Annotated in this window: 22 protein-coding genes; 7 read left to right on the forward strand and 15 right to left on the reverse strand. The window is 58.9% G+C overall.

Annotated features, from left to right (window positions below; genetic code table 11):
• Nucleotides 1-143 precede the first annotated feature (143 nt).
• Nucleotides 144-833 (reverse strand): serine/threonine protein kinase, encoded by a 690-nt coding sequence (locus AC6ROY_RS15710; RefSeq protein ID WP_500101514.1) that lies wholly within the window; start codon nucleotides 831-833, stop codon nucleotides 144-146.
• Nucleotides 834-1,068: 235 nt separating this feature from the next.
• Here AC6ROY_RS15710 and AC6ROY_RS15715 point away from each other — a divergent pair, with 235 nt between their 5' ends.
• Entirely contained in the window at nucleotides 1,069-1,284 is a 216-nt protein-coding gene (locus AC6ROY_RS15715) for a hypothetical protein (RefSeq protein WP_500101515.1), read from the forward strand.
• A 148-nt stretch (nucleotides 1,285-1,432) separates the two neighbouring features.
• On the opposite strand, the gene AC6ROY_RS15720 is transcribed toward AC6ROY_RS15715, so the two are convergent.
• Together AC6ROY_RS15720 and AC6ROY_RS15725 are read right to left on the reverse strand one after the other, a co-directional pair.
• Nucleotides 1,433-2,632, reverse strand: a complete 1,200-nt coding sequence (locus AC6ROY_RS15720) for a cation diffusion facilitator family transporter (RefSeq protein WP_500101516.1) — start codon at nucleotides 2,630-2,632, stop codon at nucleotides 1,433-1,435.
• Between the two features lie 261 nt (nucleotides 2,633-2,893).
• A complete protein-coding gene (locus AC6ROY_RS15725; RefSeq protein ID WP_500101517.1) occupies nucleotides 2,894-3,739 on the reverse strand; it encodes a DUF72 domain-containing protein in 846 nt (281 codons plus the stop codon).
• Nucleotides 3,740-3,901: 162 nt separating this feature from the next.
• On the opposite strand from AC6ROY_RS15725, the gene AC6ROY_RS15730 reads away from it, so the two are divergent.
• Nucleotides 3,902-4,798 (forward strand): EcsC family protein, encoded by an 897-nt coding sequence (locus tag AC6ROY_RS15730; RefSeq protein WP_500101518.1) that lies wholly within the window; start codon nucleotides 3,902-3,904, stop codon nucleotides 4,796-4,798.
• A gap of 11 nt (nucleotides 4,799-4,809) precedes the next feature.
• Here AC6ROY_RS15730 and AC6ROY_RS15735 read toward each other — a convergent pair whose 3' ends face one another.
• Nucleotides 4,810-6,561: a methyl-accepting chemotaxis protein gene (locus AC6ROY_RS15735; RefSeq protein ID WP_500101519.1), complete on the reverse strand. Its 1,752-nt coding sequence runs from the start codon at nucleotides 6,559-6,561 to the stop codon at nucleotides 4,810-4,812.
• Nucleotides 6,562-6,786: 225 nt separating this feature from the next.
• Between AC6ROY_RS15735 and AC6ROY_RS15740 the strand changes: the two genes are divergently transcribed.
• Entirely contained in the window at nucleotides 6,787-8,460 is a 1,674-nt protein-coding gene (locus tag AC6ROY_RS15740; RefSeq protein WP_500101520.1) for a glutamine--tRNA ligase/YqeY domain fusion protein, read from the forward strand.
• A gap of 101 nt (nucleotides 8,461-8,561) precedes the next feature.
• Here AC6ROY_RS15740 and AC6ROY_RS15745 read toward each other — a convergent pair whose 3' ends face one another.
• Nucleotides 8,562-8,834, reverse strand: a complete 273-nt coding sequence (locus AC6ROY_RS15745; RefSeq protein WP_500101521.1) for a hypothetical protein — start codon at nucleotides 8,832-8,834, stop codon at nucleotides 8,562-8,564.
• 207 nt (nucleotides 8,835-9,041) lie between these two features.
• Complete coding sequence (locus tag AC6ROY_RS15750) at nucleotides 9,042-9,176, reverse strand: hypothetical protein (RefSeq protein ID WP_500101522.1); 135 nt, start codon at nucleotides 9,174-9,176, stop codon at nucleotides 9,042-9,044.
• A 225-nt stretch (nucleotides 9,177-9,401) separates the two neighbouring features.
• Between AC6ROY_RS15750 and AC6ROY_RS15755 the strand changes: the two genes are divergently transcribed.
• Nucleotides 9,402-9,893 (forward strand): DinB family protein, encoded by a 492-nt coding sequence (locus AC6ROY_RS15755; RefSeq protein WP_500101523.1) that lies wholly within the window; start codon nucleotides 9,402-9,404, stop codon nucleotides 9,891-9,893.
• 176 nt (nucleotides 9,894-10,069) lie between these two features.
• Here AC6ROY_RS15755 and AC6ROY_RS15760 read toward each other — a convergent pair whose 3' ends face one another.
• Together AC6ROY_RS15760 and rsgA are read right to left on the reverse strand one after the other, a co-directional pair.
• The gene (locus AC6ROY_RS15760; protein WP_500101524.1) at nucleotides 10,070-11,437 is read right to left on the reverse strand and encodes an MFS transporter; all 1,368 of its coding nucleotides are present in this window, start codon (nucleotides 11,435-11,437) and stop codon (nucleotides 10,070-10,072) included.
• Nucleotides 11,438-11,582: 145 nt separating this feature from the next.
• Nucleotides 11,583-12,776, reverse strand: a complete 1,194-nt coding sequence (rsgA, locus tag AC6ROY_RS15765) for a ribosome small subunit-dependent GTPase A (RefSeq protein ID WP_500101525.1) — start codon at nucleotides 12,774-12,776, stop codon at nucleotides 11,583-11,585.
• A gap of 115 nt (nucleotides 12,777-12,891) precedes the next feature.
• Here rsgA and cysC point away from each other — a divergent pair, with 115 nt between their 5' ends.
• Entirely contained in the window at nucleotides 12,892-13,611 is a 720-nt protein-coding gene (gene cysC / locus AC6ROY_RS15770; protein ID WP_500101526.1) for an adenylyl-sulfate kinase, read from the forward strand.
• A 208-nt stretch (nucleotides 13,612-13,819) separates the two neighbouring features.
• Here cysC and AC6ROY_RS15775 read toward each other — a convergent pair whose 3' ends face one another.
• The 3 genes from AC6ROY_RS15775 to AC6ROY_RS15785 form a co-directional block, all read right to left on the reverse strand.
• Nucleotides 13,820-14,305 carry an SRPBCC family protein gene (locus AC6ROY_RS15775; protein WP_500101527.1) on the reverse strand — a complete coding sequence of 162 codons (486 nt, stop codon included), beginning with the start codon at nucleotides 14,303-14,305 and terminating at the stop codon, nucleotides 13,820-13,822.
• A 51-nt stretch (nucleotides 14,306-14,356) separates the two neighbouring features.
• Nucleotides 14,357-14,950, reverse strand: coding sequence for a TVP38/TMEM64 family protein (locus AC6ROY_RS15780; protein WP_500101528.1), 594 nt, complete (start codon nucleotides 14,948-14,950; stop codon nucleotides 14,357-14,359).
• Between the two features lie 118 nt (nucleotides 14,951-15,068).
• Nucleotides 15,069-16,811: an ABC transporter ATP-binding protein gene (locus tag AC6ROY_RS15785; RefSeq protein WP_500101529.1), complete on the reverse strand. Its 1,743-nt coding sequence runs from the start codon at nucleotides 16,809-16,811 to the stop codon at nucleotides 15,069-15,071.
• Nucleotides 16,812-16,921: 110 nt separating this feature from the next.
• Between AC6ROY_RS15785 and AC6ROY_RS15790 the strand changes: the two genes are divergently transcribed.
• On the forward strand, nucleotides 16,922-17,560 hold the full coding sequence (locus AC6ROY_RS15790; RefSeq protein ID WP_500101530.1) for a DsbA family oxidoreductase: 639 nt from the start codon (nucleotides 16,922-16,924) through the stop codon (nucleotides 17,558-17,560).
• Nucleotides 17,561-17,685: 125 nt separating this feature from the next.
• Here AC6ROY_RS15790 and AC6ROY_RS15795 read toward each other — a convergent pair whose 3' ends face one another.
• The 4 genes from AC6ROY_RS15795 to AC6ROY_RS15810 all read right to left on the reverse strand — a co-directional run bounded on the left by AC6ROY_RS15795 (nucleotide 17,686) and on the right by AC6ROY_RS15810 (nucleotide 21,177).
• The gene (locus AC6ROY_RS15795; protein WP_500101531.1) at nucleotides 17,686-18,123 is read right to left on the reverse strand and encodes a Dps family protein; all 438 of its coding nucleotides are present in this window, start codon (nucleotides 18,121-18,123) and stop codon (nucleotides 17,686-17,688) included.
• A 96-nt stretch (nucleotides 18,124-18,219) separates the two neighbouring features.
• Nucleotides 18,220-19,794, reverse strand: coding sequence for a catalase (locus tag AC6ROY_RS15800; RefSeq protein WP_500101532.1), 1,575 nt, complete (start codon nucleotides 19,792-19,794; stop codon nucleotides 18,220-18,222).
• Nucleotides 19,795-19,933: 139 nt separating this feature from the next.
• Nucleotides 19,934-20,806: a winged helix-turn-helix domain-containing protein gene (locus tag AC6ROY_RS15805; RefSeq protein ID WP_500101533.1), complete on the reverse strand. Its 873-nt coding sequence runs from the start codon at nucleotides 20,804-20,806 to the stop codon at nucleotides 19,934-19,936.
• The gene (locus AC6ROY_RS15810; protein WP_500101534.1) at nucleotides 20,785-21,177 is read right to left on the reverse strand and encodes a Fur family transcriptional regulator; all 393 of its coding nucleotides are present in this window, start codon (nucleotides 21,175-21,177) and stop codon (nucleotides 20,785-20,787) included. Before AC6ROY_RS15810 ends, AC6ROY_RS15805 begins: the two co-directional genes overlap by 22 nt.
• 377 nt (nucleotides 21,178-21,554) lie before the next feature.
• Between AC6ROY_RS15810 and AC6ROY_RS15815 the strand changes: the two genes are divergently transcribed.
• Nucleotides 21,555-23,294, forward strand: a complete 1,740-nt coding sequence (locus AC6ROY_RS15815; protein WP_500101535.1) for a copper amine oxidase N-terminal domain-containing protein — start codon at nucleotides 21,555-21,557, stop codon at nucleotides 23,292-23,294.
• Nucleotides 23,295-23,446: the final 152 nt, after the last annotated feature.

Raw genomic sequence — 23,446 nt, forward strand, 5'->3', positions numbered from 1 at the left:
CCGTTGTACGGCCGCCCTGCCTGCCGATCCTCGCAGCCGACTTACCGCATGTTACGCATAACACCCGGTTGCGGTTTCACTGTGGAAACGCATCTGACAGCCCGGCAATCTGGCTCGTCTGCCTTCTGCATCCTGCAGGAGCGTTACGTCCGGCGGCGGCGCTTCCGCCAATACCGGTAGCCGCGGCGCACCGTATTCAGCAGTACATCAGGTATCGGAATCCGCCCCAGCCAAGGACGGTAAAACCGGCGGTAGGCGCGTTTGAGATCGTCCCACATCCAACACGGGTCCTGCTTCAGGAAGTCGGACACATCCACGACCTTGCCTCTCCCGTCCTGCAGCATCACATTTTTCCCGTGCACATCATGGGGATGCAGGCCTTTGCTCTGCGCATAAAGCAGCGCCTGGTCAATGTCCAGTATAACCCGTGCCGGAATCGGGATGCCCCGCCGCAAGCACTGATACAGCGTGACCCCGGTCAGCCGCCGCAGCACCAGATAGCTCGCCCCCGCATGCAGGCATTCGGAATATGCCGGATGCTGGCCCAGCCTCTTGTACACTTCCGCTTCGTCCTCAAGCCCCGGCCTGCCTGGCGCATACACTTTGACCACAAGATCAGGACGGTCAGGATGCACCAGCACAGCAGCATAATTGCCGACGCCCACCGTTTTCCAGGAGCTTGGGGTCCGATACACCTTGACAGGCTCATGATGCTGCTCGCTGGCGATCTCCAGACCCGGCAGCAGCTCCGCTTCGATCCGTTGAATGAACCCGTCCAGACTCGAAAGTTGTCTCTCCTTGTCAGCAGCTGTGCTTGTGCAACCACTCCCCATAAAACTTACCGTCTTCCTTCCCCGCGCGTCCTGTCCGGGTCCCCCCGTATGCCCATTCCAGCGCCTTCGCCCTATTCGCTTTGTCCCTCCAGTGTACCCGGTTTTGGCCGACTGGGGAAGAGGGAACAGGCAGGCGTGCATAAAAGTTTCATGCCTACGAGACATTCGAACAGACACCGGGTAGATGTGCATCATACAATAACCTAGATCGATGAGAAAAGGAGCGTGAAGTACAATGGCATATTGTCATAACTGTCCGCCGCTCAGCCCCATTATGACCGCCCCGACGCAAATGTATAACAACTTTTATTACCCGCAAGCACAGCCCATTATTCATCCCGTGGAGGTCATCAACCAGCATCACTGCGTGCCTGTGCCGCAGCATTACGTGACATACAGCGAGAAGGATGTCATGGTCAGCAGCGTGAAGAAGCGGAAAAAAAGAAAGTAAGGCTTGGCCCCACACGAAGGCCGGATCAGCAACACCGGCCTTCGTGCAGCAGTCCCTCATTGGCAGAGAATCGGCAGAAAAACTTCGAAGCGCAGTATACCCCGTTTACGCCTTCGGTCGAACGATATTTAGTCGCTGGACAAGCCGTTTATACTTTCAGCTCGCTGTGTCTGATTGAGGAGCCTTCAATTTGAATCGTCGCATGCCCGATGCCGAATTTTTCTTCTACCAGACGCAGCGCCTGCTGCAAAATCAGCTGATGGTCAGCCTCGTCATCAACCAGCAGATGGCAGGTCAAGGAATCCAGCCCTGAGGTAATCGTCCAAATATGCAAATCATGAACCTCCCGCACACCGGCAATTCCCCCTAGCTCCCGCTCCACCTCCGGCGCATGCACCGACGAAGGCGTTCCCTCCATCAAGATATGCACGGTATGCCGGATAACTCCCCACGCCCCGCGCAAAATAAGCAAGGCAACGACTACGCTGATGACCGGGTCGGCCCAATACCAGCCGAACACCCACATAACAACACCTGCGGCAATTGCTCCGACAGAGCCGAGCGCATCGCCGATCACATGCAAGTATGCGCTGCGCATATTAACATTGCCCTTTACATCCCCTTGACGCATCAACGCCCAGGCGCTCAGCAAGTTCGCCAGCAAGCCTACGGTTGCAATCAGCATCATCGAACCGCTCGCCACCTGAGGCGGATCAGAGAAACGCTCCACGGCCTCCCACACGATAACGCCTGCGATAATAAATAAAGTAGCTCCGTTTAATAACGCGGCCAAAATCTCAAAGCGGTAATACCCGAACGTCTTCGCTGGCGATGCTGCCTTGGCCGCAAACGTTATCGCGATCAGGCTCAATATAAGCGAGCTCGTATCGCTGAGCATATGTCCGGAATCCGATAGCAAGGCCAAGCTGCCCGTCCATAATCCCCCGAAAAACTCCAGCAGCATGATGCCTGCCGTAATGATCAGCGCCATCGTCAGTCCCTTCCGGTTGCCGTCCGCGCCATGATGATGGTGGTGATGTCCGCCGCCGTGATGGTGATGGTGGCCATGGCCTGACTTGCTTCCGTGATCATGTTTGTCGCGATGGCTATGGCTGTTGTGGTCATGCCCTTCGTGGTTGTGCTTATCGTGGCTTTGCCCCTTATGGCCGTGTCCTTCATGATCATGCTTATCGTGGCTTTGCCCTTCATGGCTTTGCCCTTCATGGCTGTGCTCGTCGTGACTATGCCCCTCGTGGTCATGTCCTTTATGGTCATGCCCCTCATGGTTGCACTTGTCGTGGTCATGCCTTTGGGCGGAGCTAGGATTGGGTTTGCGGTCGTTGCGCATACAAGGACCTCCTCTCGGTTTTTACACGTACGAATCAAACGTATTTTTATAAAAACAACACATGAGCATGTATTCATATGTTTATTTTAAAATGATCCGCAGCTGTTGTCAATACTTTCCCCGCCAGACCATCGCCTATTCATAAACCCGTCAGTCTGCTGCCAGCAGCGGTTCCCGCCAGTTGACCTGTTCTCCCGAGGAATGCCGCGCAGCTAAAGCGCCGGGGGCGCAATCAAGCCCCTCCGGCGCTAGCTCCGCTGGCTAAAACAAATCCAGCTGGCGCGGCGCAAGCGGCTCCGTCTTCATCCCGAGCAAACGCATCAGCTCAAGCCCGTTGGCCGCCGCATCGCCGCCGGAGTTATTGTTGAAGATCAGGCAAATTTCGCGGGTTTCCTGAGCCAGAAGCAGCAGCCGTTCCTTCCATTCCAGCAGCTCCGCTTCGTTGTACCGGTACAAGTACCGTACCTCCCGCCAGTTCGGACCGCCCCCCTGATTCCAGTTGGCGGCATTTCGTCCGTGCATGCGCACGACCGTAAGCGCCGGATGCGTCGCCCGCAGCACAATCGGTATAGAGCCGACGCCAGCCTGCGGCTCGTCGCAGATGCTGTGCATCCAGCCCTCGCGGGTCATAAATGCCAGCGTTTTCTCACGCATGCCTTCCGTAAACCAGCTTTGGTGGCGAAACTCCAGCGCAACCGGCGTATCGCCCATCAGTCGCTTCGCCTCCCGCAGCAGGTCCACATGGACGCGATTGCAATCAAACCACGGCGGGTATTGGAATAAGACGCACTTCAGCTTGCCCGCCTCCAAAACAGGCTCGATCGAGGTCCGAAACGCCTGGAACATCGCCTCCGTATCTGCAAAGGGCACCGGCTTCCGGGCATGACCGGTCATCCCTTGGTAAGCCTTCACGACAAACGCAAAGTCCGGGGGCGTCTCCGCCATCCACCGGATAAAATTTTCCTGGGATTGCACAGCGTAAAACGAGCTGTCCACCTCCACCGTCGGAAAATAGCGGCTGTACAGCTTCAATTTATGCTTGCCTGCCGAGCCTGGGCCATACAGCTCATCATGATCGCCCCAGCCGGAAAGCCCGATGCGAATCATCGTTGACTCACCTTCCACTCTGCATCTTGCCAACGCAAGCCGCAGGTACGTGACTGTACGCCGGCAACCGGATTTGCATCCCGATGCCTGTTTATTCGTATACTTCTCATATTCGCTACACTTTATATAACCGACTTATATAATCAAAGGAGCCGTGATCCGATGTCCGCTGACCCGAATCTCCCCATCTCCTCGCCTGTCGCATACCCGGTTCCCGAAACGGAAGACGCGCTGCGGCGCATGCTGCAGCAGATCCAGGCTTGGGAAACTGGCCAGAAGGACCTCTGGTTTTGGGAAAAAATTGGCCGCCTGCCATTCCAACTGCTGGATCGTCTCACTCCGCAATCGATTCAAAAAAAGCTCGCCGAAGCGATGGACGAGGTCGGCAGCTACGTGCAGACAGGCGGGCAATATTTAGTGTCGGAGCAAGGCGTGCTCACCCGGCTTCGCCAGGAAATGGCGACAGCAGCCACCGGCTCAAACGAAACGCGACCGAACGCCAAGCCGCTGGAGGCGCTCACTCTTAGCGCGGTTCACAAGCTGCCGCTCTCCGTCATGGACGCCGCGTCCCGGCAGCTTGCTCAAAGCCGCATCACGATGGCAACAGCGCAAGGGGCGACGACCGGCTTTGGCGGGTTGCTGACGCTTGCTATTGATATTCCGGCCATTCTGGGGCTGTCGCTCAAGACGATTCAGGAAATCGCCATGACCTACGGCTACGATCCTAATCAGAAGGCCGAACGGGTATTTATTATTAAATGCCTGCAATTTGCTTCCGCCGATATCGTCGGCAAAAAAGCTGTGCTGGAGGAGCTGGCCGACTTCGGCAACGACCGGCGCCAGCGCGAGACGCTGTCGCAGCTGCAGGGCTGGCGGGAGGTTGTCGCCGCCTATCGCGACAATTTCGGCTGGAAGAAGCTGTTCCAGCTCGTACCGATCGCCGGGATGCTGTTCGGCGCTGTGCTGAATCGCGGCGCCTTGCAGGACGTCGCCGAAGCGGCGACGATGCTGTACCGCAAGCGGCGCGTGCTGGAACGGCTGCGGCTGCTCGCGGACTGATCCGCTTCACATCAAGCGCCGTCGTGCTTGCTTCCAGCCTTGCTGACGGTGAAGCGATGGATCAGCTGCTCCATCTGACTGGACATGCCCTCCAGCTCTACGCTCAGGTCAGCAAGCTGACGCGTCGCGTCCAGCTGCTTGTCTGCCGCCGCTGCGATGCCTTGCCCATGCTCCGAGCTTTGGCGGGACAGACGTTCGATCTCATCTGCCGAGGTTGTGACCTGCTCCGCCCCGTTCGCAATTTCCTCGGAGACGGCGGACAGCTCCTGCACCTGACTGCTGACACGCTCGACCTCCTGCAAAATACGCCCGAACGCCGTCCCGGCGCTGCGCATCACACGCAGCCCGGCGTCGACCTCGCCGGTCTGGTGCCGGACACCGGCAACCACCTTGCCGGTATCCGCAACCATCGCTTCGATCAGCTCGCCGATGCGCAGCGCAGACTCCTCGGACTGCACCGCCAGCTTGCGCACCTGATCGGCAACGACATGGAAGCCGAGACCATGCTCGCCCGCCCTGGCCGCCTCGATGGCGGCATTCAGCGCAAGCAGATTGGTCTGCGAAGCAATGGCGCGGATCAGATCCACAATTTCGCTTACCTCGTCCGTGCGCTGCTGCAGCCGCTCTGCGTCCTGCGCCGTCTCGCGGGCCGACGCCTGTACGGCTGTCATTTGAGCGGAAGCGTCGTTAATAAACGCGTCTCCGACCTTGGCCGCATCGGTCGCTTCCTGCGAAGCCTCAGCCACGATCGTCAGCGAGTCCGCGATCCGCCGGACGCCTTCGCCCACTTCGCCGACAGCCTTCGCCGTCTCGCCGGTATATTGCGCCTGCATGCGGGCATCGGCTGCGGATTGGGCCAGATGACCGGCAATCCGTTCGCTGGAGACGCTGGTCGCATCTGCGCTCTCGGCGAGCAGTACGGTTGCCCGGCGAACCTCCACGACATTATGCTGCACACCCTGGATCATCTCTTGCAGCACATGGACCATCCGCTGGAACGTACCCGCCATTCGGCCGACCTCATCGCGTCCTTTGACCTGCACGGTCACCGTCAGATCGCCGGCCTGCACCCGCTCCATCTCGCGAGTCAGCCGCAGCACAGGGGCTACAATCATCCGCGATACCGCAAAGATGGCGACCAGCGATGCGAGCAAAATAACCGACGACAGCAGCAGCACCTTCCTCTGATTGGCGCCCAGCAGCTCGTAAACCGACGTTGCATCCAGGTCAGCGCCCAATACGCCCAGCAGCTGGCCGTCCGGCGTCACAATCGGGATATAGGCGGTCACAACCGCGCCGTACGGCTCATCTCGGGTCAGCTCGCCCACATACGTCTTGCGCTCCTGAAACGCCTTGATCAGTGATTCGTCCGGGTCCGGCTCCGCCTTGCCCAGCGGAGAAAAGTCATCTCCCTTGGCATCCAGCGGCATGCCGTCGACGACGTAGTAATATTCGGTGGCGTCGCCGTTTTTACGCTCAGCCATCGTGTACAAATATTTGAGGCGATTCGCTTCGCGCATACCATTGAATTTCAAGCGCAGCTCCCGATAATAAGCGCTTTCCTGCTGCTCGTCGAGCAGCTTGCGGTACGATGCAAGGTCAATTTGTTTGACCGCGTATTCGGACACCCCGCGTGCCTGCTCGCCCAGCGACTGGGTAATCAGATGCAGGGAGGAGCTGTAAATCTGATAGCTGAGCAGCGCTCCGGCCGCCACGATGATGGTGGAAAAAATCAGCATAATACGGAGATGAAGACTTTTCAAACAACGTTCGCCCCTTTACACATTCATCCGCTTACATAAGCTCTACTACCAGTTTACTGTATTTGGTACTTTTATACTATAAATTTGTCGGATCGTTGCACCAGCGGTTGTACGATGCCGTTTTTCGTAGATTCGTGCAGAAAAACCATTATATTTACAGGCGAATTTGTGTATTATAGGGAGTAATAGATTCAGGCATCCCCTAGAGAAAGGTTGGAACCACACGTGGAAACTACGAAACCGGCGCCGGCCTCCTCCGGCAACTATATCAAGCAAATCGTCATCGACGATCTGAAATCGGGCAAGGTAAACGAAATCGTCACCCGGTTCCCGCCGGAGCCAAACGGCTACCTGCATATCGGCCATGCCAAGTCGATCTGTCTGAACTTTGAGCTGGCCGACGAATTTGGCGGACGCACCCATCTGCGCTTCGACGACACGAACCCGGTCAAGGAAGATACCGAATACGTCAAGTCGATTCAGGAGGATGTGAAATGGCTCGGCTTTGAGTGGGAGAAGCTGTTTTTTGCCTCCGACTTCTTCGAGGAAATGTACCAGCGGGCGCTTGTGCTGATCCGCAAGGGCAAAGCCTACGTCTGCGACCTGACGGCCGAGCAAATCCGCGAGACGCGCGGCACGCTGACCGCCCCTGGCCAAGACAGCCCGTACCGCGAACGGAGCGTGGAGGAAAATCTCGACCTGTTCGAGCGGATGCGCCAAGGCGAGTTTCCGAACGGACAGAAGGTGCTGCGCGCCAAAATCAACATGGCTTCGCCCAACATCAACCTGCGCGATCCTGTGCTGTACCGGATTGCCCACGCGCATCATCACAACACGGGCGATGCCTGGTGCATTTACCCGATGTATGACTACGCCCATCCGCTGGAGGATGCGATTGAAGGCATTACCCATTCGATCTGTACGATGGAATTCGCCGACCATCGGGCGCTGTACGACTGGGTCATTCAGGAATGCGAGATGCCGTGCGTACCGCAGCAGTATGAATTTGGCCGCCTGAACGTCACCAATACCGTCATGAGCAAACGCAAGCTCAAGCAGCTGGTCGATGAGCAGGTCGTAGACGGCTGGGACGATCCGCGGATGCCGACGATTTCCGGCTTGCGCCGCAAGGGGTATACGCCGGAGGCGATCCGGGATTTTTGCCGCGAGGTTGGCATTGTGAAAACAAACAACAGCACGGTCGATGAAAAGCTGCTGGAGCATTTTATCCGCGAGGATCTCAAGCTCAAGGCGCCGCGTACGATGGCCGTCATTCAGCCGCTGAAGGTCGTCATCACGAATTACCCGGAGGGTCAAGTCGAGCAGCTTGAGGCCGAGATCAATCCGGAAAATGAAGCGATGGGCAGCCGCCACATTCCGTTTTCCCGGGAGCTGTACATTGAGCGCGATGATTTCATGGAGGAGCCGGTCAAAGGGTACCACCGCTTGTTCCCCGGCAACGAGGTGCGGCTCAAGCACGCCTACTTCATCAAATGCGAGCAGGTCGTGAAGGATGAGAGCGGCGAAGTTGTTGAGCTGCACTGCACGTATGATCCGGAGACCAAAAGCGGCAGCGGCTTCACCGGCCGCAAGGTGAAGGGCACGATCCACTGGGTGGAGGCAGCTCAAGCGAAGCCGGCCGAATTTCGGTTATATGAGCCGCTGATCCTGGACGAAGCCGCGAGCGGCAGCGACGACTTCCTCAGCAACCTGAACCCGAACTCGCTGCAGAAGCTCCAAGGCTTCGTGGAGGACAATATGAACGGGGCTCAGGCGCAGGATAAATTCCAGTTTTTCCGCCACGGGTATTTTAATGTCGATTCTAAAGATTCGAACGCCGACCGGCTGGTGTTTAACCGGATTGTATCGCTGAAAAGCTCCTTTGATCCGAAAAAGTAAGAAAAGTTTCAATCGAAGCAACTCGATGATGCTACATTCCGCATGCCAAACAGGCCCTTCCTCCCGGAACGGGCCTGTTTGCTGCGGCTGTCAGCCGCTGCCTATCTGGAGCGCCGCAGGCGGCGAATCACGCTGACGACCGCAAGAATCAGCGTCGCGGCCCATGTAAACAGAAGCGCTAGTCCCAGCCCGATGTTCGCATCTTGATACGCATGACGAATATCGTCCACCGTCAAATAAACTAACGGAGCTGCAAGCACAACCAGCAGCAGGAGCAGCCCGGCGGCGCCTTTTCCTTTGAGGTCAGGCAGCGTCCGCCATAGCTCGAAGTGAACGGCCGTAAGCGCCAGCAGCGTAATGATCATTTTGACCATCGTCTGGCACACCTCCCTCTAGGTATACCATACCCGACACGAGTCCGCGGCAATCCGCAATCGGGATCGCTGCTGCAAAAAACGGCGGCGCCTGCAGAAAAAGCAGGCGCCGCCGCTGCAAGGGCGCGCATGGTGTATGAGGTCTTGCCTTTCAGCTGTCGATCCGTCTGGTGCAGGGTGCTCAAGCCATGGGCAGTGGGCCGATGATTAGTCGTTTTTTTCGATCCGGTTAATCACAAGCGCCGAATTTTGCTCGGACATGAAATCGAAAAACTTTTCCTCGGTTTCAAAAAGAAAGGTTTGATCTTCTGTGACAACCGTATAAATCGCCTCTTCGTTCAACGTTGCCCACCTCCTTTTGATATACCCTATGAGAGCAGAAGCCAGAACATGCAGACCCTTACTTTTATTATTTAACCGCTTTCACAAATCGTGAAACAGGCTGCTTGCGATTTTCTGCAACGAATTTGGTATACTACGGATGGACCTGTCTGCCGGCGCTTCGCCGACTTCGACCAAGGCATCCGGCAGCCGCTCGCCATTTGAAATTCGAGGAGTGGATCGTGCATGTTTATTCAAACTATCGCCGCATTCGAGGAAGAATTCAAGCTGGAAAGCGCTTCGACGCTCAAGGTGTTCCGCGCCCTGTCCGACGCCTCGCTCGCTCAGGAGGTCGCCCCCGGCTACCGCACGCTCGGCCAGCTCGCCTGGCATATCGTTACCACCTACCAGGAGATGCTGCCGCGCACCGGACTGCGCTTCACGTCGCCGGACGAGCATGCCGCCGTGCCGACGACTGCCGCAGCAATCATCGAGGGCTATGAGCAAGCAGTGCGGGCGGCGGCGGAAGCGATCCGTACCCAATGGACAGACAGCAATCTTGCCGCAGTATCCGACATGTACGGGGAAAGCTGGCCGAACGGCGTGACGCTGCACATTTTGATCAACCATGAGGTGCATCACCGGGCGCAAATGACCATTTTGATGCGGCAGGCGGGACTGAAGGTACCCGGCGTATACGGGCCGTCCAAGGATGAGTGGCCGGGAGCCGCGCAATAACACGTTGAGGCTCGTTTGCGTTTCCGGGCGCATCTGTTCCTCCACGCCGCGCATGCCTCTGCTGGATACCGGCAGTTGCACTAGCTTGTACTCTCCACACCAGCCGTATGCTACGGAAGGATCATGTCCGGCTCGCTGCACTAGAGCATCGCTTCCATCTCGCCGATTTCGCCGCGCTATGCCTGTCTGTCGTAACGTCCGGCTGCCGCTGCGCCGCGCATACGGCCCCGTAGACTGAGCCAGCCGACCAGCGCAAGCGACAAGATCCCGTACGTCAGCACCATCCACTGCAGCCCGATCGTATCCAGCAGCAGCCCTGTGCTAAGCAGCACGACCTGAAACATAACGCGGTCCAGCATGCTGCGGAACGAGAAAAACCGGCCATGATATGACTTAGGAATCTCATGCTGGAACAACGTCGCCGCCGCCGGGAAAAACCCGCCGACCGCTATGCCGAATACAGCGAAGGCGGCCAGCGACAGCGCCGGCAGCTCGGCGAAAAACAGCAGCAGCTGCGCAAGCGCGACAAACGAAGCAAACAGAAACAGACGGCCCAGCAGCGTCCCTCCGTGGGCGAAGCGTTTGATCAGAAAGCCTGTCACAATAATGCTGGTCCCTTCGACGGCGTACAGCCAGCTCTTGATGCCCGTGCTGTGCTGCAGCTCGCTGATATTGATCACCATCAGATTGAAGCCGCCGATAAATAAAGTCGGAACGATCATCAGCAGCAGCACCGTGACGACCGCCGGATGGGAGCGCAGCAAGGGCACAATCGCCTTGAAGCCGCGCTCCGGCATGCCGGGGGCCGGATCGGCTTGTCCGGCAGCTGCCGCCGACGCTTGCGTCGCCAACTCCGCAGCCGTCCCGATCGCGGAGCTGGCCGCCTGTTTGTGGTCATCGGCCGCATCGGCTTCGTCCGACGCGCTTGAATCAGCGCCGCCTGCAGCATCCCCGGACGGCTTCTCGCGCTCCTTCCCGAACGGCTGCTCCTGCAGCCGGAGCAGGAAGGTCGAAGCGAACAGCAGCGCATAAGCGATAATCGACAGCGTATAAAGCCCGTACAAGGACATGACCGCCAGCAGCAAACCGGCAAGCGTCGTCCCCAAAATCCGGGCCATCGTGCCTGCGTTCATATGAACGCCATTCAGCGTCAGCAGCTCGCGCTCCGGCACGATCAACGGAATGACCGACTGCAGCGCCGGGAAATAAAAGGCCGCCGAAGCCTGTAGCGACACAAAAAACACGATCATCCACAGCACCGATTCCTGCTGCAGCGCAATAAACATAAAGCCGACGCTTAATGTCCGTCCGGCGCTGGCGTACAGCAGCACCTTTTTCTTCGAAACGGTGTCGATCACCCGGCCCGCCAGCGGCCCGAAAGCCACCCCGGCGATCAACCCCGCGAATAAAATCAACGATTTGACGAAATCGGACGGTACATGCTGCTGCATAAATTCCAGATTCGCAATAATCGACATCCACAGCCCCAGACCGGCAACAAACTCCCCGGTGAGCACAATCCATACATTCCGGTTTTTCCACATTTTTGTTATACCTCGGCTTTCCTGATTCCGCTCCTGATGCCAGCCTCCTAAGGTTACCACAACGCGGCAGCAGCAAAAAGCCCTTTATCCAAAAGGCCATTCGGATAAGGACTTTCTGTCGCAAAACAAATCTCGTCTTGTCGCGTCAATGCGGACGTTTGGGCTGCTTTTTTAACCCGCTGTGAATTTTCTTCCAGCGTTCCTTCTCGGCTCTCGCCAGCGAGCTGTCGGTTTTACGCGCCTCGAAGGCCAGCTCCTTCTGGAGCTTGAGGTAGCTGTCGTAGCGGGCCGAAGCCAGCGTTCCGTTCGCCAGCGCGGCTTGAACGGCGCAGCCTGGCTCGCTGCCATGTGCGCAGTCGCCGAAGCGGCAGGCTCCCGCCAATTCCTCCACATCGCCGAACGCGGTGCCCAGACCGCTGTCGGCGTCCCACAGCTGCAGCTCCCGCATGCCGGGCGTATCGAGCAGCAGCGCCCCCTCGGGCAGCCGGATCAGCTCGCGGTGCGTCGTCGTATGCCTCCCCCGGTCATCCCCCTCGCGGATGCCTCCGGTGCGCAGCACCTCGCTGCCGTACAGCCGATTGACGAGCGTAGACTTGCCCGCCCCCGAGGAGCCGAGCAGCGCAACCGTGCGCCCCGGCTGCAAATACGCCTCCAGCGGGCCCAGACCCGCGCCAAGCAGCGAGCTGATCGCGTGGACCGGCACGCCGAGCGCGATGCCTTCAACCTCAGCGATCCGCGCCTCTACGCGCTCGCATAGATCAGCTTTGCTCAGTATAACGACCGGAGCCGCTCCGCTCTCATACGCAAGCGTCAAATACCGCTCCAGCCGCCTCACATTATAGTCCTGATTAAGCGCATGCACGAGGAACACCGTATCCACGTTAGCCGCTACAATTTGCTCCTCGACAGCTGACCCGGCGGCCCGCCGGGAAAATTTGCTGCGGCGCGGCAGCACCGCATGAATCGTCGCGCGTCCGTCGGACAGCCGCGGCTGCAGCGCCACCCAATCGCCAACCGCCGGATAATCGGCGCGGCCGACCGCCTGGTGCGCCAGCTTGCCGGATACCTCGGCGAGCAGCTCGCCGCTGGGCGCAACGACACGGTACAGCCGCTTATGCTCCAGCGTCACTCTGCCCGGTTCATAGCCATTTGCTCGATAAGGGACAAACTCCGCCCCCAGCGTATCGTCCCAGCCCCATTGCTCCGGCGTCCATTCAGGTGTCCATTCGATCGAAATAGGTAAAACCTCCACGTCATAACTACGGGTTGCCCCGTTGTCTTTCCATTGTAGAAGAAGCTCCGCTGCCCCGCTATGGAGAAGACGGTTATAACGAAACATTCGCGCGGTCGGATTTCCTGTAGAGACCATGGTACAATGAAGGGAACGGATGACGACGATAAAAGGATATAACCAGACATGGTTTAACTCTTTCGGAAAGCGAGGAATTTAGCTTATGAGCAACGACAACCGTCCGGACCTGCTCCCCGGAGTCCAGCCAAACCAACAGCAGCTTGCGCCGAACCAGGCTGCTGGCCGGGAAGCTGCACCGCCTACAGCCATACCGCGCATAGCAAAGCAGGCCGCTTGCTTGCCTAACGATACGATCAGCACTGCTCCGCTTCACCCAAACGCGACCCAACGCGGCGTAACGCTCTGGTTAACCGGCCTGTCCGGGGCCGGCAAAACGACCATCGCGCAGGAAGTGCATCGCTTGCTGCTGGAACGCGACGTCCGGACCGAATACCTTGACGGCGACCTGCTCCGGCAAACATTGTGCCACGATCTCGGCTTTTCCCCGGAGGACAGGCATACCCATATCCGGCGAGCCGTCTACGTTGCCAAGCTGCTGACCAGGCAGCAGGTCATTTGCCTCGCTGCGCTGATTTCGCCGTACCGGTCGATGCGGGACTACGCGCGGCAGGAAATCGGGGACGTGCTGGAGGTTTGGGTCACGGCTCCGCTTGACGTGCTGATCGCCCGTGATCCGAAGGGGCTTTATCGGAAAGCTTTGCGCGGCGACATCCCCGATTTTACCGGCATTCAGGCTCCTTACGAAGAGCCGCTTGCGCCGGACCTTGTCCTGCATACGGATCACTCGGACTGCGCAGCCTGTGCCGCTGCCGTGATCGGCCTGCTGGAGGCGCGCGGCTACCTGCCTAAGGCGCGGCGCTAGTCACGGAGCTTCCCCGACGGCGTCGCCCAGACTAGCACTAGCGCCCTGAGCCACACACTGACTCACGCCCTGACTCACGTTCCTGAGCCACGCAATGACTCACACCCTGACACACCACACTGACATCACTTCAGATGTCGGCGAAGGACCTCCGGCTCCCCGGACTGACTACCGCTTGTCCTCCCGGCGGATGCCCTCGTCGCCAACATCAGCGAAGGCCGTAACGCGCGGCCCGTTCTTCGTCCCACGCCTCGGCAATCCGGCGGATCACCTCATTGCGCTGCCCGAGCAGCCGCGTCATATAACGCTCCAGAAACAGCCGGTCGGCCAGCCGGCCGAGTGCGCCGAGCGGGGACGTGTAGTCGAACGTGTCCGTCAGCAGCGTCCCCGTCCCCTGCGGCTCAAATGCATGCTCATGATAAAAGCGGCGAAAGGCGCCGCTGACCTGCTCGTCCACGAACCGGCGGGGCCGGTCCAGCTCGGTAATCCGGGCGGTGAGCCGCTGCCGGACCCCGAAATGAACCGCCTCCCAGGTGACGGTCTCCCCGCATTCGATCAGACCGCTTGTCCTCCCGCCGATCGCCCGCTCCCCTGTCTGCGCCATCGAGTCCATATGCATATCAATGCTGCGCGACAGATCGAAGCATAATGCCGGAGGCGCTTCGATATAAAGCTGCTGCAGGATGACAGGCATCGCCGTTCTCTCCTTCCTCCGTCCGGGGCCGCACATCGCCTGGCCGGACAGCTACCCGTTCATGTATTTGGCTTCAACCCTCTTGCCGATCAGCCACATCAGGCCAAACGCAGCCGCAATCACAAGCAATTTCCACGGCTGCCGCAGCAACCCGGCCACATCGCTGCCCGCCAGCGAGACAAGAAAAATCATGATCCCTTTGCCCAGCGCCGTCGCCAGCAGAAACGTCAGAAAACGCATCCGGGACAACGCCGATACAAGGGTTACGACCGCTGAAGGCGTGAACGGGAAGCAGGCCAGTATAAACACCGACGTAAAGCCATGCCCCTCCAGCCAATGCATCAGCCGCCCGGTACGCGGCAGCTTGCGCTCCAGCCAGCCGCGCAGCCGCGAGCCAAACGCCCGCACGATGGCAAATACGCTGACAGCTCCGCAAACGACGCCGATCCACGATAAGAGCATCCCTTCGCCCAGCCCGTAAGCATTGACGTTGGCGATCACAATCGCAAGCAACGGCAGCATCGGCAGGAACGCTTCCACGAAGGGCAGCAGAATGCCTGGAAGCGGGCCCAGCGCCTCGTACCGCTGCAGCCAGTGCTCGACATCCTCCCACGTTAAATTCGATAACGCTTGCGTCCACTCCATACGTCTGTCTTCAACCACCTTTGAAGTTAAACTGCTTCCCTCTATACGATTCACTATACGACGAAACGAAGGGCAAATCAAAGCCGCCCCCTGCACAGGGAGCGGCTGACGATTCGGATTACTCCTGCAGCCGCAGCTGCTGGGAAGCAAATTGCCGGTACAGCTCATGCGTGTGGTACAGCTCGTCATGCGTGCCGATGCCTGTGATCTCGCCTTTCTCCAGAAAGACAATCTGATCGGCGTCCATCACCGTCGAAAGCCGGTGGGCGATGACCAGCGTCGTACGGCCGCGCATCAGGTTGGACAACGCCTGCTGCACGACAATTTCCGACTTGCTGTCCAGACTGGAGGTCGCCTCATCGAGCATCAGCATTTGCGGGTCACGCAGCAGCGCCCGGGCAATCGCAATCCGCTGGCGCTGGCCTCCGGACAGCTTGATCCCGCGCTCGCCGACCTCCGTAGCATACCGGTCCGGCAATTCGTTAATAAATTCATCGGCATAAGCCATGCGCGCCGCCTGCTCCAGCTCGTCCACCTCCACCTCGCGGTCGAGGCCGTAGCACATATTTTCACGGATCGTGCCTGAAACAAGCGGACTTTCCTGCGACACGTACCCGATCCGGCTGCGCCAGGACGCAAGTGTGTAGTCCTGAATCGGCAAGCCGTCCAGCACGATCCGGCCTCCCGTCGGCGTATAAAACCGTTCCAGCAGCGAAAACAGCGTCGTTTTGCCGCTGCCGCTCGGACCGACAATCGCGGTCACCTTGCCCGGCATCACTTGAAATGACACCTCGTGCAGCACCGGCTCGCCGGACTCGTAAGCGAAGGATACGCGCTCCAGCCGAATCGCACCGTCGGTCGCTCCAAGCGGCTGGCCGACAAGCGACTCCTCCGGCTCGTCCAGCATCTCAATGATGCGCTCGGTTGCGCCCATCGCTTTCTGAAATTCGGTGAAAAACTGCGAGATTTGAGTGACCGGCATCACGATCTGGAACACATACAGCAGAAAAGCGACCAAGGCCCCGGCCGTTAAAGCTCCCGACGAAACCCGCAGACCGCCGTAGCCCATAATGAGCACAAACATCAGCAGCATAACCAGCGAGATGATCGGACTGAGCACCGCCTGAACCTTGCCCTCGCGAATTCCGTAGCTCAGCAAATTGCGGATGCCCTCCCGACCGTTCCGATATTCGCGCTCCTCGGCATTGGACGACTTCACAAGCCGCACCTCGGACAGCACCCGGTTCAAGGTGGACGTAAACTCCGCTGTCTCGCCCTGCAGTCCTTTGGAAATCGTATAAATGCGTTTCCCCAGCGGCACCAGCACAGCGGCGGCCAGCGGAATAACGACCAGCATCATCAGCGTCATCCGCCAGTCCAGCACAAACAGCATGACGAGCGCTCCGATAACCGACACAAGACCCGTAAAAAAGCCGGCCACATGCTCGCCGATCAAGCCTTTGAGCACGCTGGTGTCACTGGTCATCCGGCTGATCGTTTCGCCCGTCTGGTGCCGGTCATAATAGGACACCGTCAGCCGCAGCTGCTTGTTCCACAGCCGCTCGCGCAAGTTCGCCACGACCTGCTGGCCGACCCGGCTGAGCAAATAAATCGAGAAGCCGGACGCAAGCGCCTGAGCGACAAACGCCACGGCAATCAACGCCAGCTGCCCCAAGGATAAGCTGGATAGCGTAAACTGATCGACGAGATTACGCGTGAGCAGCGGGATAATCAATCCGGCTACTGTATTGATCAGACTGAGCGCAAGCGCCAGACCGAGGATGCGCCTCGGCGGCTTCGTTTGCAAAATCAGCCTGAGCAGCGCCCTCCAGCCCGGCTGGACGGCCATCGTTTGTTCCATATGCCTGCTTCCTTCTTCCTTTTACGTCGTTACGGCTGCCTCTGGTTGCCTTCCCTTCAAGAATACCGCATACTGAATGTACGTTTCATTACCCTGGGAGGTTGCAGCATATGCACATTGATATTTATTCAGATATGGTATGTCCTTGGTGCCGAATCGGCAAACAAAATCTGTTGAACGCGCTCGCCGCGTGGCCAGGCCGCGATCAGGCCGTCGTACGCTTTCACGCCTATGAGCTGGACCCGGGGCTGCCGCCGGAGGGCAAGCCGTTTCAAGACGTAATGGCCCGCAAGATGGGCGGGGCGGCCCAGGTTGCGCAGGCAACGAATCAGGTGACCGAGGCGGGAGCCGCCGTCGGCGTCACGTTCCGCTTCGATCAGGTCACACGGATGCCGAATACGCGGCTGGCGCACCAGCTGACCGCATTGCTCGCTCCCGAGCGTCAAGCGGCTTGGGTCGAGGCGGTCATGAAGGCTTATTTCGAGGATGGCCAGGACATTGCGCGGCAGGAGGTGCTGCTCGGGATCGCAGCGGAGCTGGGCGAGTCTGTCGGCGAGCTGGAGGCGCGGCTTGCGCAAGGAGACGGCGAGCAGCAGGTGAAGGCCGATCAGCAGGCGGCGGCCCGGATGGGGATTACCGGCGTTCCCTTCTTTGTCTTCAATAACAAATACGCCTTGTCCGGCGCTTACCCGGCTGAGCAAATCGTCAAGGTGCTGGAGCAGACGGCAGCCGATACAGCGGAAGGCTGATGCCCAGTCCTGCTTTGCCATTATGCCTGGCCCGGTACGCAACTCGCGCGCCAGCCGACAATGAACTAGTCAGACAACACACAAGGAGCTGAACCTCGCGACTGGCGGGGTCCAGCTCCTTTCTTTTAGCCAAGAAACGACTTGAGCATCCACACATGCTTCTCAAGACCGGCATGAATGCCTAGCAGCATGTCGCCTGTCGTCTCGTCCTGCTGCGACTGGGCCAGCTCCATGCCCTGCTTCAGCTCGGCGATCAGCACCTGGAAGTCGGAGACAATGGCGCTGACCATGCCTTCCGCTGTTTCACCGCCAGCCGCCTCCTGCACGGAGGCCAGCTGCAGGCTGCCTGTCATCGTCGCCACCGGCGCGCCGCCGAGCGCAAGCAGCCGTTCGGCCAGCGCGTCCACATGGAGCGCCGCCTCGGTGTACAGTTCCTCGAATTTGAGATGCAGGGTGAAAAACTGCGGCCCCTTCACATACCAATGATAATTATGCAGCTTCGTATACAGAACGGTCCAGTTGGCGATTTGCACGTTTAAAACGTCGGTTATTGGGGTTGGCATGCTTCTATTCCTCCTTGAATTTAGGTTAAAAGCTTCCGGGCGAAAGCCGCAGCCCTGCCCGAAACCAGGCTTAGCCTCTCCGCTGCTACGCTTGCTTCAAGCCTGACTTCCCGGCTCGCCCGCAGAAGGGCCGCCCGGCGGCTGCATATAGGCGGACAGGTCCACCCCGAGCCCCGCTGCAAGCCTTGAGCCGTATTCACGGTCAGCGCGGAAGAAATGACAGACAGCACGCAATTGAATTTGTGACGGGACAGCCTGCAGATCGTTGACCAAATTCGCAATCAGACGGTCGCGCTCCTCCGCTGTGAAGCTGCGGTATTTGTCGCCTGCCTGGGTAAAATCATCGACGGTTGCGATACGGCGACGCTCAGCCTGACCGTGCAGCGGCGCAGGAGTATCGCGGTATGCCGCCGCCTCGCGCGGGCTGTCCGCGGAGCTGTTCGGCTCATAATTGTAAGTGGACGCGTCCTGCTTCATCGCCATCGCCCCATCACGCTGGTAGTTGCGGACCGGCGCGTACGGACAGTTGACCGGAAGCTGCAAGTAGTTGGCTCCCAGACGGTAACGCTGCGTATCGGGGTACGAAAACAGCCGGCCCTGCAGCAGCTTATCCTCCGACGGCTCGATGCCGGGCACCAGCGCACTCGGTGAGAAGGCGGACTGCTCTACCTCTGCGAAAAAGTTGTCCGGATTGCGGTTCAGCGTCATCGTTCCTACCTTATGCAGCGGATATAGCTCCTCCGGCCACAGCTGGGTCGGATCAAGCGGATCGAAGCCGTGCGCGTCCAGGTCCTCTACCGGCAGCAGCTGCACATACAGTCCCCAGCGCGGAAACTGGCCTTGTCTGATCGACTCGTGCAAATCGCGGGTAGCGTGGTTGAAGTCCTGTCCCTGCATTGCCCGCGCCTCCTGCGCGGAAAAGCTCACGACGCCCTGCTGCGTTTTCCAATGGTATTTCACGTAGGTAACGCGTCCGTCCGCATTCACCCACTTGAAGGCGTGAACGCTGAAGCCGTCGAGCTGGCGGTAATTGGCCGGCGTCCCGTTGTCCGAGAACAGCCACGTCAGCATATGGGTCGATTCCGGGGACAGCGTCATGAAGTCCCAGTAGCGGGCCGGGTCCTGGATGTTCGTGTCCGGGGCAGGCTTGAGCGCATGCACCATATCGGGAAACTTCATCGCATCGCGGATGAAAAACACCGGCAGATGATTGCCGACGATGTCGTAATTGCCCTCCTGCGTATAAAACTTTACGGCAAACCCGCGCGGGTCACGAGCCGTCTCAGGCGACCCCGTGCCATGAATAACGGTAGAAAACCGGGCAAATACCGGCGTCGTTCGGCCCCGCTCGGCAAACAGATGCGCCTTCGTATAGGCGCTCATGTCATGCTCCGCTTCGAAGACGCCGTGGGCGCCTGCGCCGCGGGCGTGTACAACCCGCTCCGGAATCCGTTCGCGGTCAAAGTGCGCGAGCTTCTCCAGCAGATGGTAGTCCTCCAGCAGGGTCGGGCCGCGTTGTCCGGCTGTCCGCGAATGCTGGTTGTCGCCGACCGGTACGCCCTGATTGGTCGTCAGATAGGACGCCGCAGGCTTCGATTGGCCGGATAGATCAGCCGCAGGCTTGCCGGCCGGGCCGGTTGCAGGTGAAGAGGTAGCATGATTCGGGTTCATCAGATTCGCCATCCTTTATATTTAGACTTAATCTAAATTCATAAGCCAAGTATACAAGGATTGCCCGACGGCATCATGAAGACCACATGAGCATTCCATGAAGAATAGATGAAGGCCGGATGAACCGGCGGCCTGCGATCTATTCGTCGGCCAGCCGGTATCCTACACCACGTACAGTTACAATATAGAGCGGCGAAGCGGCGGGATCGCCGAGCTTTTTACGCAAGCTTTTGACATGCACATCAACGACGTTGCTGCCGCCGAAATATTGGCTGCCCCACAGACGATCCATAATCTCCTCGCGGGACAACACGCCCCCCTCGGCCTCCATCAACAGCAGCAGCAGCTCGAATTCCGTCTTGGTCACCTCGATGCGCCGGGCGGCGCGGGCGACCGTCATCCGTTTCGTATCCAGCACCAGATCCTTGAATACACGCACCGTGCCAGGCTGAGCGGGCCAAGGGCTGGACGAACCCGCAACGGGCAGCTCGGAAGCCGCTGCTGCGATTCCGCCGAGCTGTGCGGCCCGCGCCAGCAGCTCCAGCGACCGGTCGATCGCCACATCCAGCGGACAGGGCCAGACCAGCGTTGCGCTGACGTCTCCGCTGCTGCGAACCAGTGCCGCCTCGGCCGCTTCATCCGGCACCAGCCACAGAAATTCGGCCCGGCTCCGCGTATCGGCCGCTTCAACGTAGAGCTCTGCCGCCTCGCCCGCAGCCTCGGCCGCCCCGGTGTCGACAATAATCAGCTCCACGGGCAGGCCGTTCATCACCGCCGGATCGAAGCGATGAAATACGAGCACATCCAGACAGCGGGTGGACAGCTCGCCTACAAGCCGGTGGACCCGCTCCGGAAAGGCGCTGATCACAGCCACCCGCTGCGTTTCACTGCAATAAGCGCCGATTGGCATCTCGCCCGTAGCCGACGCCTGTGGCGGGACAGTCGGCTCACCGGGCAGGTGGCCCGTATCCGGCGAAGCAGCCGGCGGCGTTAATTTTGAGCGGATCGGCATGCGGCGCAGCTCCCTTCGAATACAACATGTGAACCGTCAACCCGGTAACCCGTCTCCTGCTCGACAGCGCTGATCCAGGCGGCAGGCGTAGCGGCATGCACTTCGTCAACCCGGCCGCACTGCCGGCAGACGATATGGTGATGGTCCTCCATCCGGGCATCATAACGGCTGGCCGCCTCGCCCAGCTTCAGCTCCCGGATCATCCCCATCTCGGACAAATAACGCAAGGAATTATAAACGGTGCCATACGCCAGATGATGCCCCCGCAGCCGCAGCCGCTCAATCACCTCGGCGGCGGTCGGATGATCCTCGCTCTGATGAAGCACATCGTAAATCGCTTTGCGCTGCGGCGTCAGATTCAATTTGCCCATAAGGCCGACCTCCCTGCATATATAGTTCATTCGTGATCTTGAAAGATATGAGGTCTGTGTATCGTAGCATCGCTGGCGCTCCCGAAACAAGAAATAGACCGCCCTTGACCAAAGGATGCGGTCTATTTCTGATCGGCCGATTAGCCTGTTGAAAACCCTCGCGCCTGCAAGCAGCACTGCTCGGGGAATTCTGTTAGCCGTACGCCCCGCGTTACCATGTACGCATTCTTACCGCCAGTGTACCACAACAGGCCGGAAAACGAAATATGCCGCTTGCTCCCGTAAACAGGCAGGGGAATGGAAGTTTCTGTCGAATGGGGGTTAAGGAGTAAGATGAAGACAACAACTGACGTACAATCATTCCAAGGAGGTATTACGTGATTAAGAAGACCTACAGCCTGTGGGCAGCAACGTTGTGCGCCGCAGTGCTTCTCACCGCCGCCCCGGCCAATTCAGAGGCAGCAGCCCCCGACGACTGCCACACCGGAATTTTAGAAGCAAGGCAGCCGCGTCCCAGCGGCACTATAAGTGCAGATGGGGTCGAGACATGGTTCGACTACTCCCACCTGCCTGACCCCAACGAAACGATTTTCGCTTGCGTAAATCATCAGTTTCTGTCCACCGATGTCCCGGTCCAGACGGAAAATGGCTTCTCGCTTATTCCGATGCGAGCGCTGCTGGAGGCGCTGGGCGCAGACATTGCCTGGGACGGTGACAGCCGTACCGCGACCGTCAGCCTGCAGGGCAAGACGATTGTGCTGCAGGTGGACCGCCCCGACGCCACCGTGAACGGGCAAACGATCATGATGGATGTGCCTGCGAGAATGAAGGATGGGCGGGTAATGCTGCCGACACGGTTTATTTCCGAGCAGCTCGGGGGCGCTGTGGCGTGGAATTCGGTCAGCAAAGCTATCCTGATCTACAAACCTCTTCAGGCCGAGGTCACCGCACACCCGCTCCAGATCACGGCGCAGCATACGGCCGGCTACCGCTACGACAATTATTTTTCGACAGCGGACCGGTTTTTATTGGGAAATAATAGTTCTATCATGCTGGTCGAGGACATGGGGGACGAGCTTCACGTGCAGAAGCTGACATCCGACCTCCAAAAAACAGAAGAAAAGCTGATCCCCACCCCTCTGCCACAGCTGGGCGGCGTCCATCTCGGCGAAGACGGCTTCTACTATGTCCTGTCTGGACAGTCCAATACCGAGGAATCACCCACCCAAACCGTCTATACCCTCGTCAAATACGACGAGTCCTGGACCAAATCCGGCCAGCTCGACATTAGCGATGTGTATGTGACCGCCCCGTTTTATGCGGGCAATGTGACGATGGATAGTCAGTCAGGGAAGCTGGCCATCCACGCCAACCGCGAGCGCTATCTGACTGAAGACGGGCTGAATCACCAGTCGAACATCACCTTTCTGGTCGATATGGCCAGCATGACCTTGTTATACAAAGGCGGGCAATGGCCGCGAAATCACGTCAGCCATTCGTTTGCCGCCTATGTTCGCTTCGATGGCGACAAGGTCGTCTATGCGAACCACGGGGACGGGTACCCGCGCTCGGTCGTGCTGCAGGTCGAGCAGCAGGAGCAAATCAGCTCGAAGCTGGATATTCTTGAGTTTCCGGGCGAAATCGGCGACAACTACACCGGCGCTCATCTGGGCGGTCTGGAGGTTGCGAAGGACCACTATCTGGTAGCCGGGTCCAGTGTGTCGCTAACGGAGCAATACGGCGCTTCCAAGACGAAAAATGTGTATCTCGGCGTTGTGCCGAAGGGGGCCCAGGATAATCGGGAGGTCAAGGTGCTGTGGCTGACGAGCCATGCCGTTGATTCGGGCGTCAACATCGTGGAGACGCATCTGGTGAAGCTGAACGACGACAAATTTGTCGTCCTGTGGAAGGAATACGGGGATGACGGGAGCCTCTTCTATGCCGTCGTGGACGGAGCCGGCAACCAGCTGCGTCAGCCGACTGCTCTGCCGGGCGTGCCGTCACCGGGTCAGCTTGATCCGCTAGTTCGCGGCGACAGCGTCCTCTGGTACCATTCCAACAGCCACAGCGTCGCCGAACACGATCCGGTTGTGTTCTACAAGCTTCAGATCGACTGACGGAGCAGGGCCGCCGCAGGCTGTTCGTTATAGCGACAGCTTGCGGCGGCCTGTTTGTGGTTTGTGGGCGGCGGGCTTGTCGTTTTCAGCTGACATTCAGAATTCACTCAGCGTCCGCTCAGTTGTTTCGGTTATAATGTAACCATCCCTAC

Source organism: Paenibacillus sp. sg306046, assembly GCF_059821225.1.

What these genes read in the sequence shown, in the direction of transcription:
- AC6ROY_RS15710 (WP_500101514.1), bottom strand. Translation starts at nt 833, where the DNA reads ATGGGGAGTGGTTGCACAAGCACAGCTGCTGACAAGGAGAGACAACTT.
- AC6ROY_RS15715 (WP_500101515.1), top strand. Translation starts at nt 1,069, where the DNA reads ATGGCATATTGTCATAACTGTCCGCCGCTCAGCCCCATTATGACCGCC.
- AC6ROY_RS15720 (WP_500101516.1), bottom strand. Translation starts at nt 2,632, where the DNA reads ATGCGCAACGACCGCAAACCCAATCCTAGCTCCGCCCAAAGGCATGAC.
- AC6ROY_RS15725 (WP_500101517.1), bottom strand. Translation starts at nt 3,739, where the DNA reads ATGATTCGCATCGGGCTTTCCGGCTGGGGCGATCATGATGAGCTGTAT.
- AC6ROY_RS15730 (WP_500101518.1), top strand. Translation starts at nt 3,902, where the DNA reads ATGTCCGCTGACCCGAATCTCCCCATCTCCTCGCCTGTCGCATACCCG.
- AC6ROY_RS15745 (WP_500101521.1), bottom strand. Translation starts at nt 8,834, where the DNA reads ATGGTCAAAATGATCATTACGCTGCTGGCGCTTACGGCCGTTCACTTC.
- AC6ROY_RS15755 (WP_500101523.1), top strand. Translation starts at nt 9,402, where the DNA reads ATGTTTATTCAAACTATCGCCGCATTCGAGGAAGAATTCAAGCTGGAA.
- AC6ROY_RS15760 (WP_500101524.1), bottom strand. Translation starts at nt 11,437, where the DNA reads ATGTGGAAAAACCGGAATGTATGGATTGTGCTCACCGGGGAGTTTGTT.
- rsgA (WP_500101525.1), bottom strand. Translation starts at nt 12,776, where the DNA reads ATGTTTCGTTATAACCGTCTTCTCCATAGCGGGGCAGCGGAGCTTCTT.
- cysC (WP_500101526.1), top strand. Translation starts at nt 12,892, where the DNA reads ATGAGCAACGACAACCGTCCGGACCTGCTCCCCGGAGTCCAGCCAAAC.
- AC6ROY_RS15775 (WP_500101527.1), bottom strand. Translation starts at nt 14,305, where the DNA reads ATGCCTGTCATCCTGCAGCAGCTTTATATCGAAGCGCCTCCGGCATTA.
- AC6ROY_RS15780 (WP_500101528.1), bottom strand. Translation starts at nt 14,950, where the DNA reads ATGGAGTGGACGCAAGCGTTATCGAATTTAACGTGGGAGGATGTCGAG.
- AC6ROY_RS15785 (WP_500101529.1), bottom strand. Translation starts at nt 16,811, where the DNA reads ATGGAACAAACGATGGCCGTCCAGCCGGGCTGGAGGGCGCTGCTCAGG.
- AC6ROY_RS15790 (WP_500101530.1), top strand. Translation starts at nt 16,922, where the DNA reads ATGCACATTGATATTTATTCAGATATGGTATGTCCTTGGTGCCGAATC.
- AC6ROY_RS15795 (WP_500101531.1), bottom strand. Translation starts at nt 18,123, where the DNA reads ATGCCAACCCCAATAACCGACGTTTTAAACGTGCAAATCGCCAACTGG.
- AC6ROY_RS15800 (WP_500101532.1), bottom strand. Translation starts at nt 19,794, where the DNA reads ATGAACCCGAATCATGCTACCTCTTCACCTGCAACCGGCCCGGCCGGC.
- AC6ROY_RS15805 (WP_500101533.1), bottom strand. Translation starts at nt 20,806, where the DNA reads ATGCCGATCCGCTCAAAATTAACGCCGCCGGCTGCTTCGCCGGATACG.
- AC6ROY_RS15810 (WP_500101534.1), bottom strand. Translation starts at nt 21,177, where the DNA reads ATGGGCAAATTGAATCTGACGCCGCAGCGCAAAGCGATTTACGATGTG.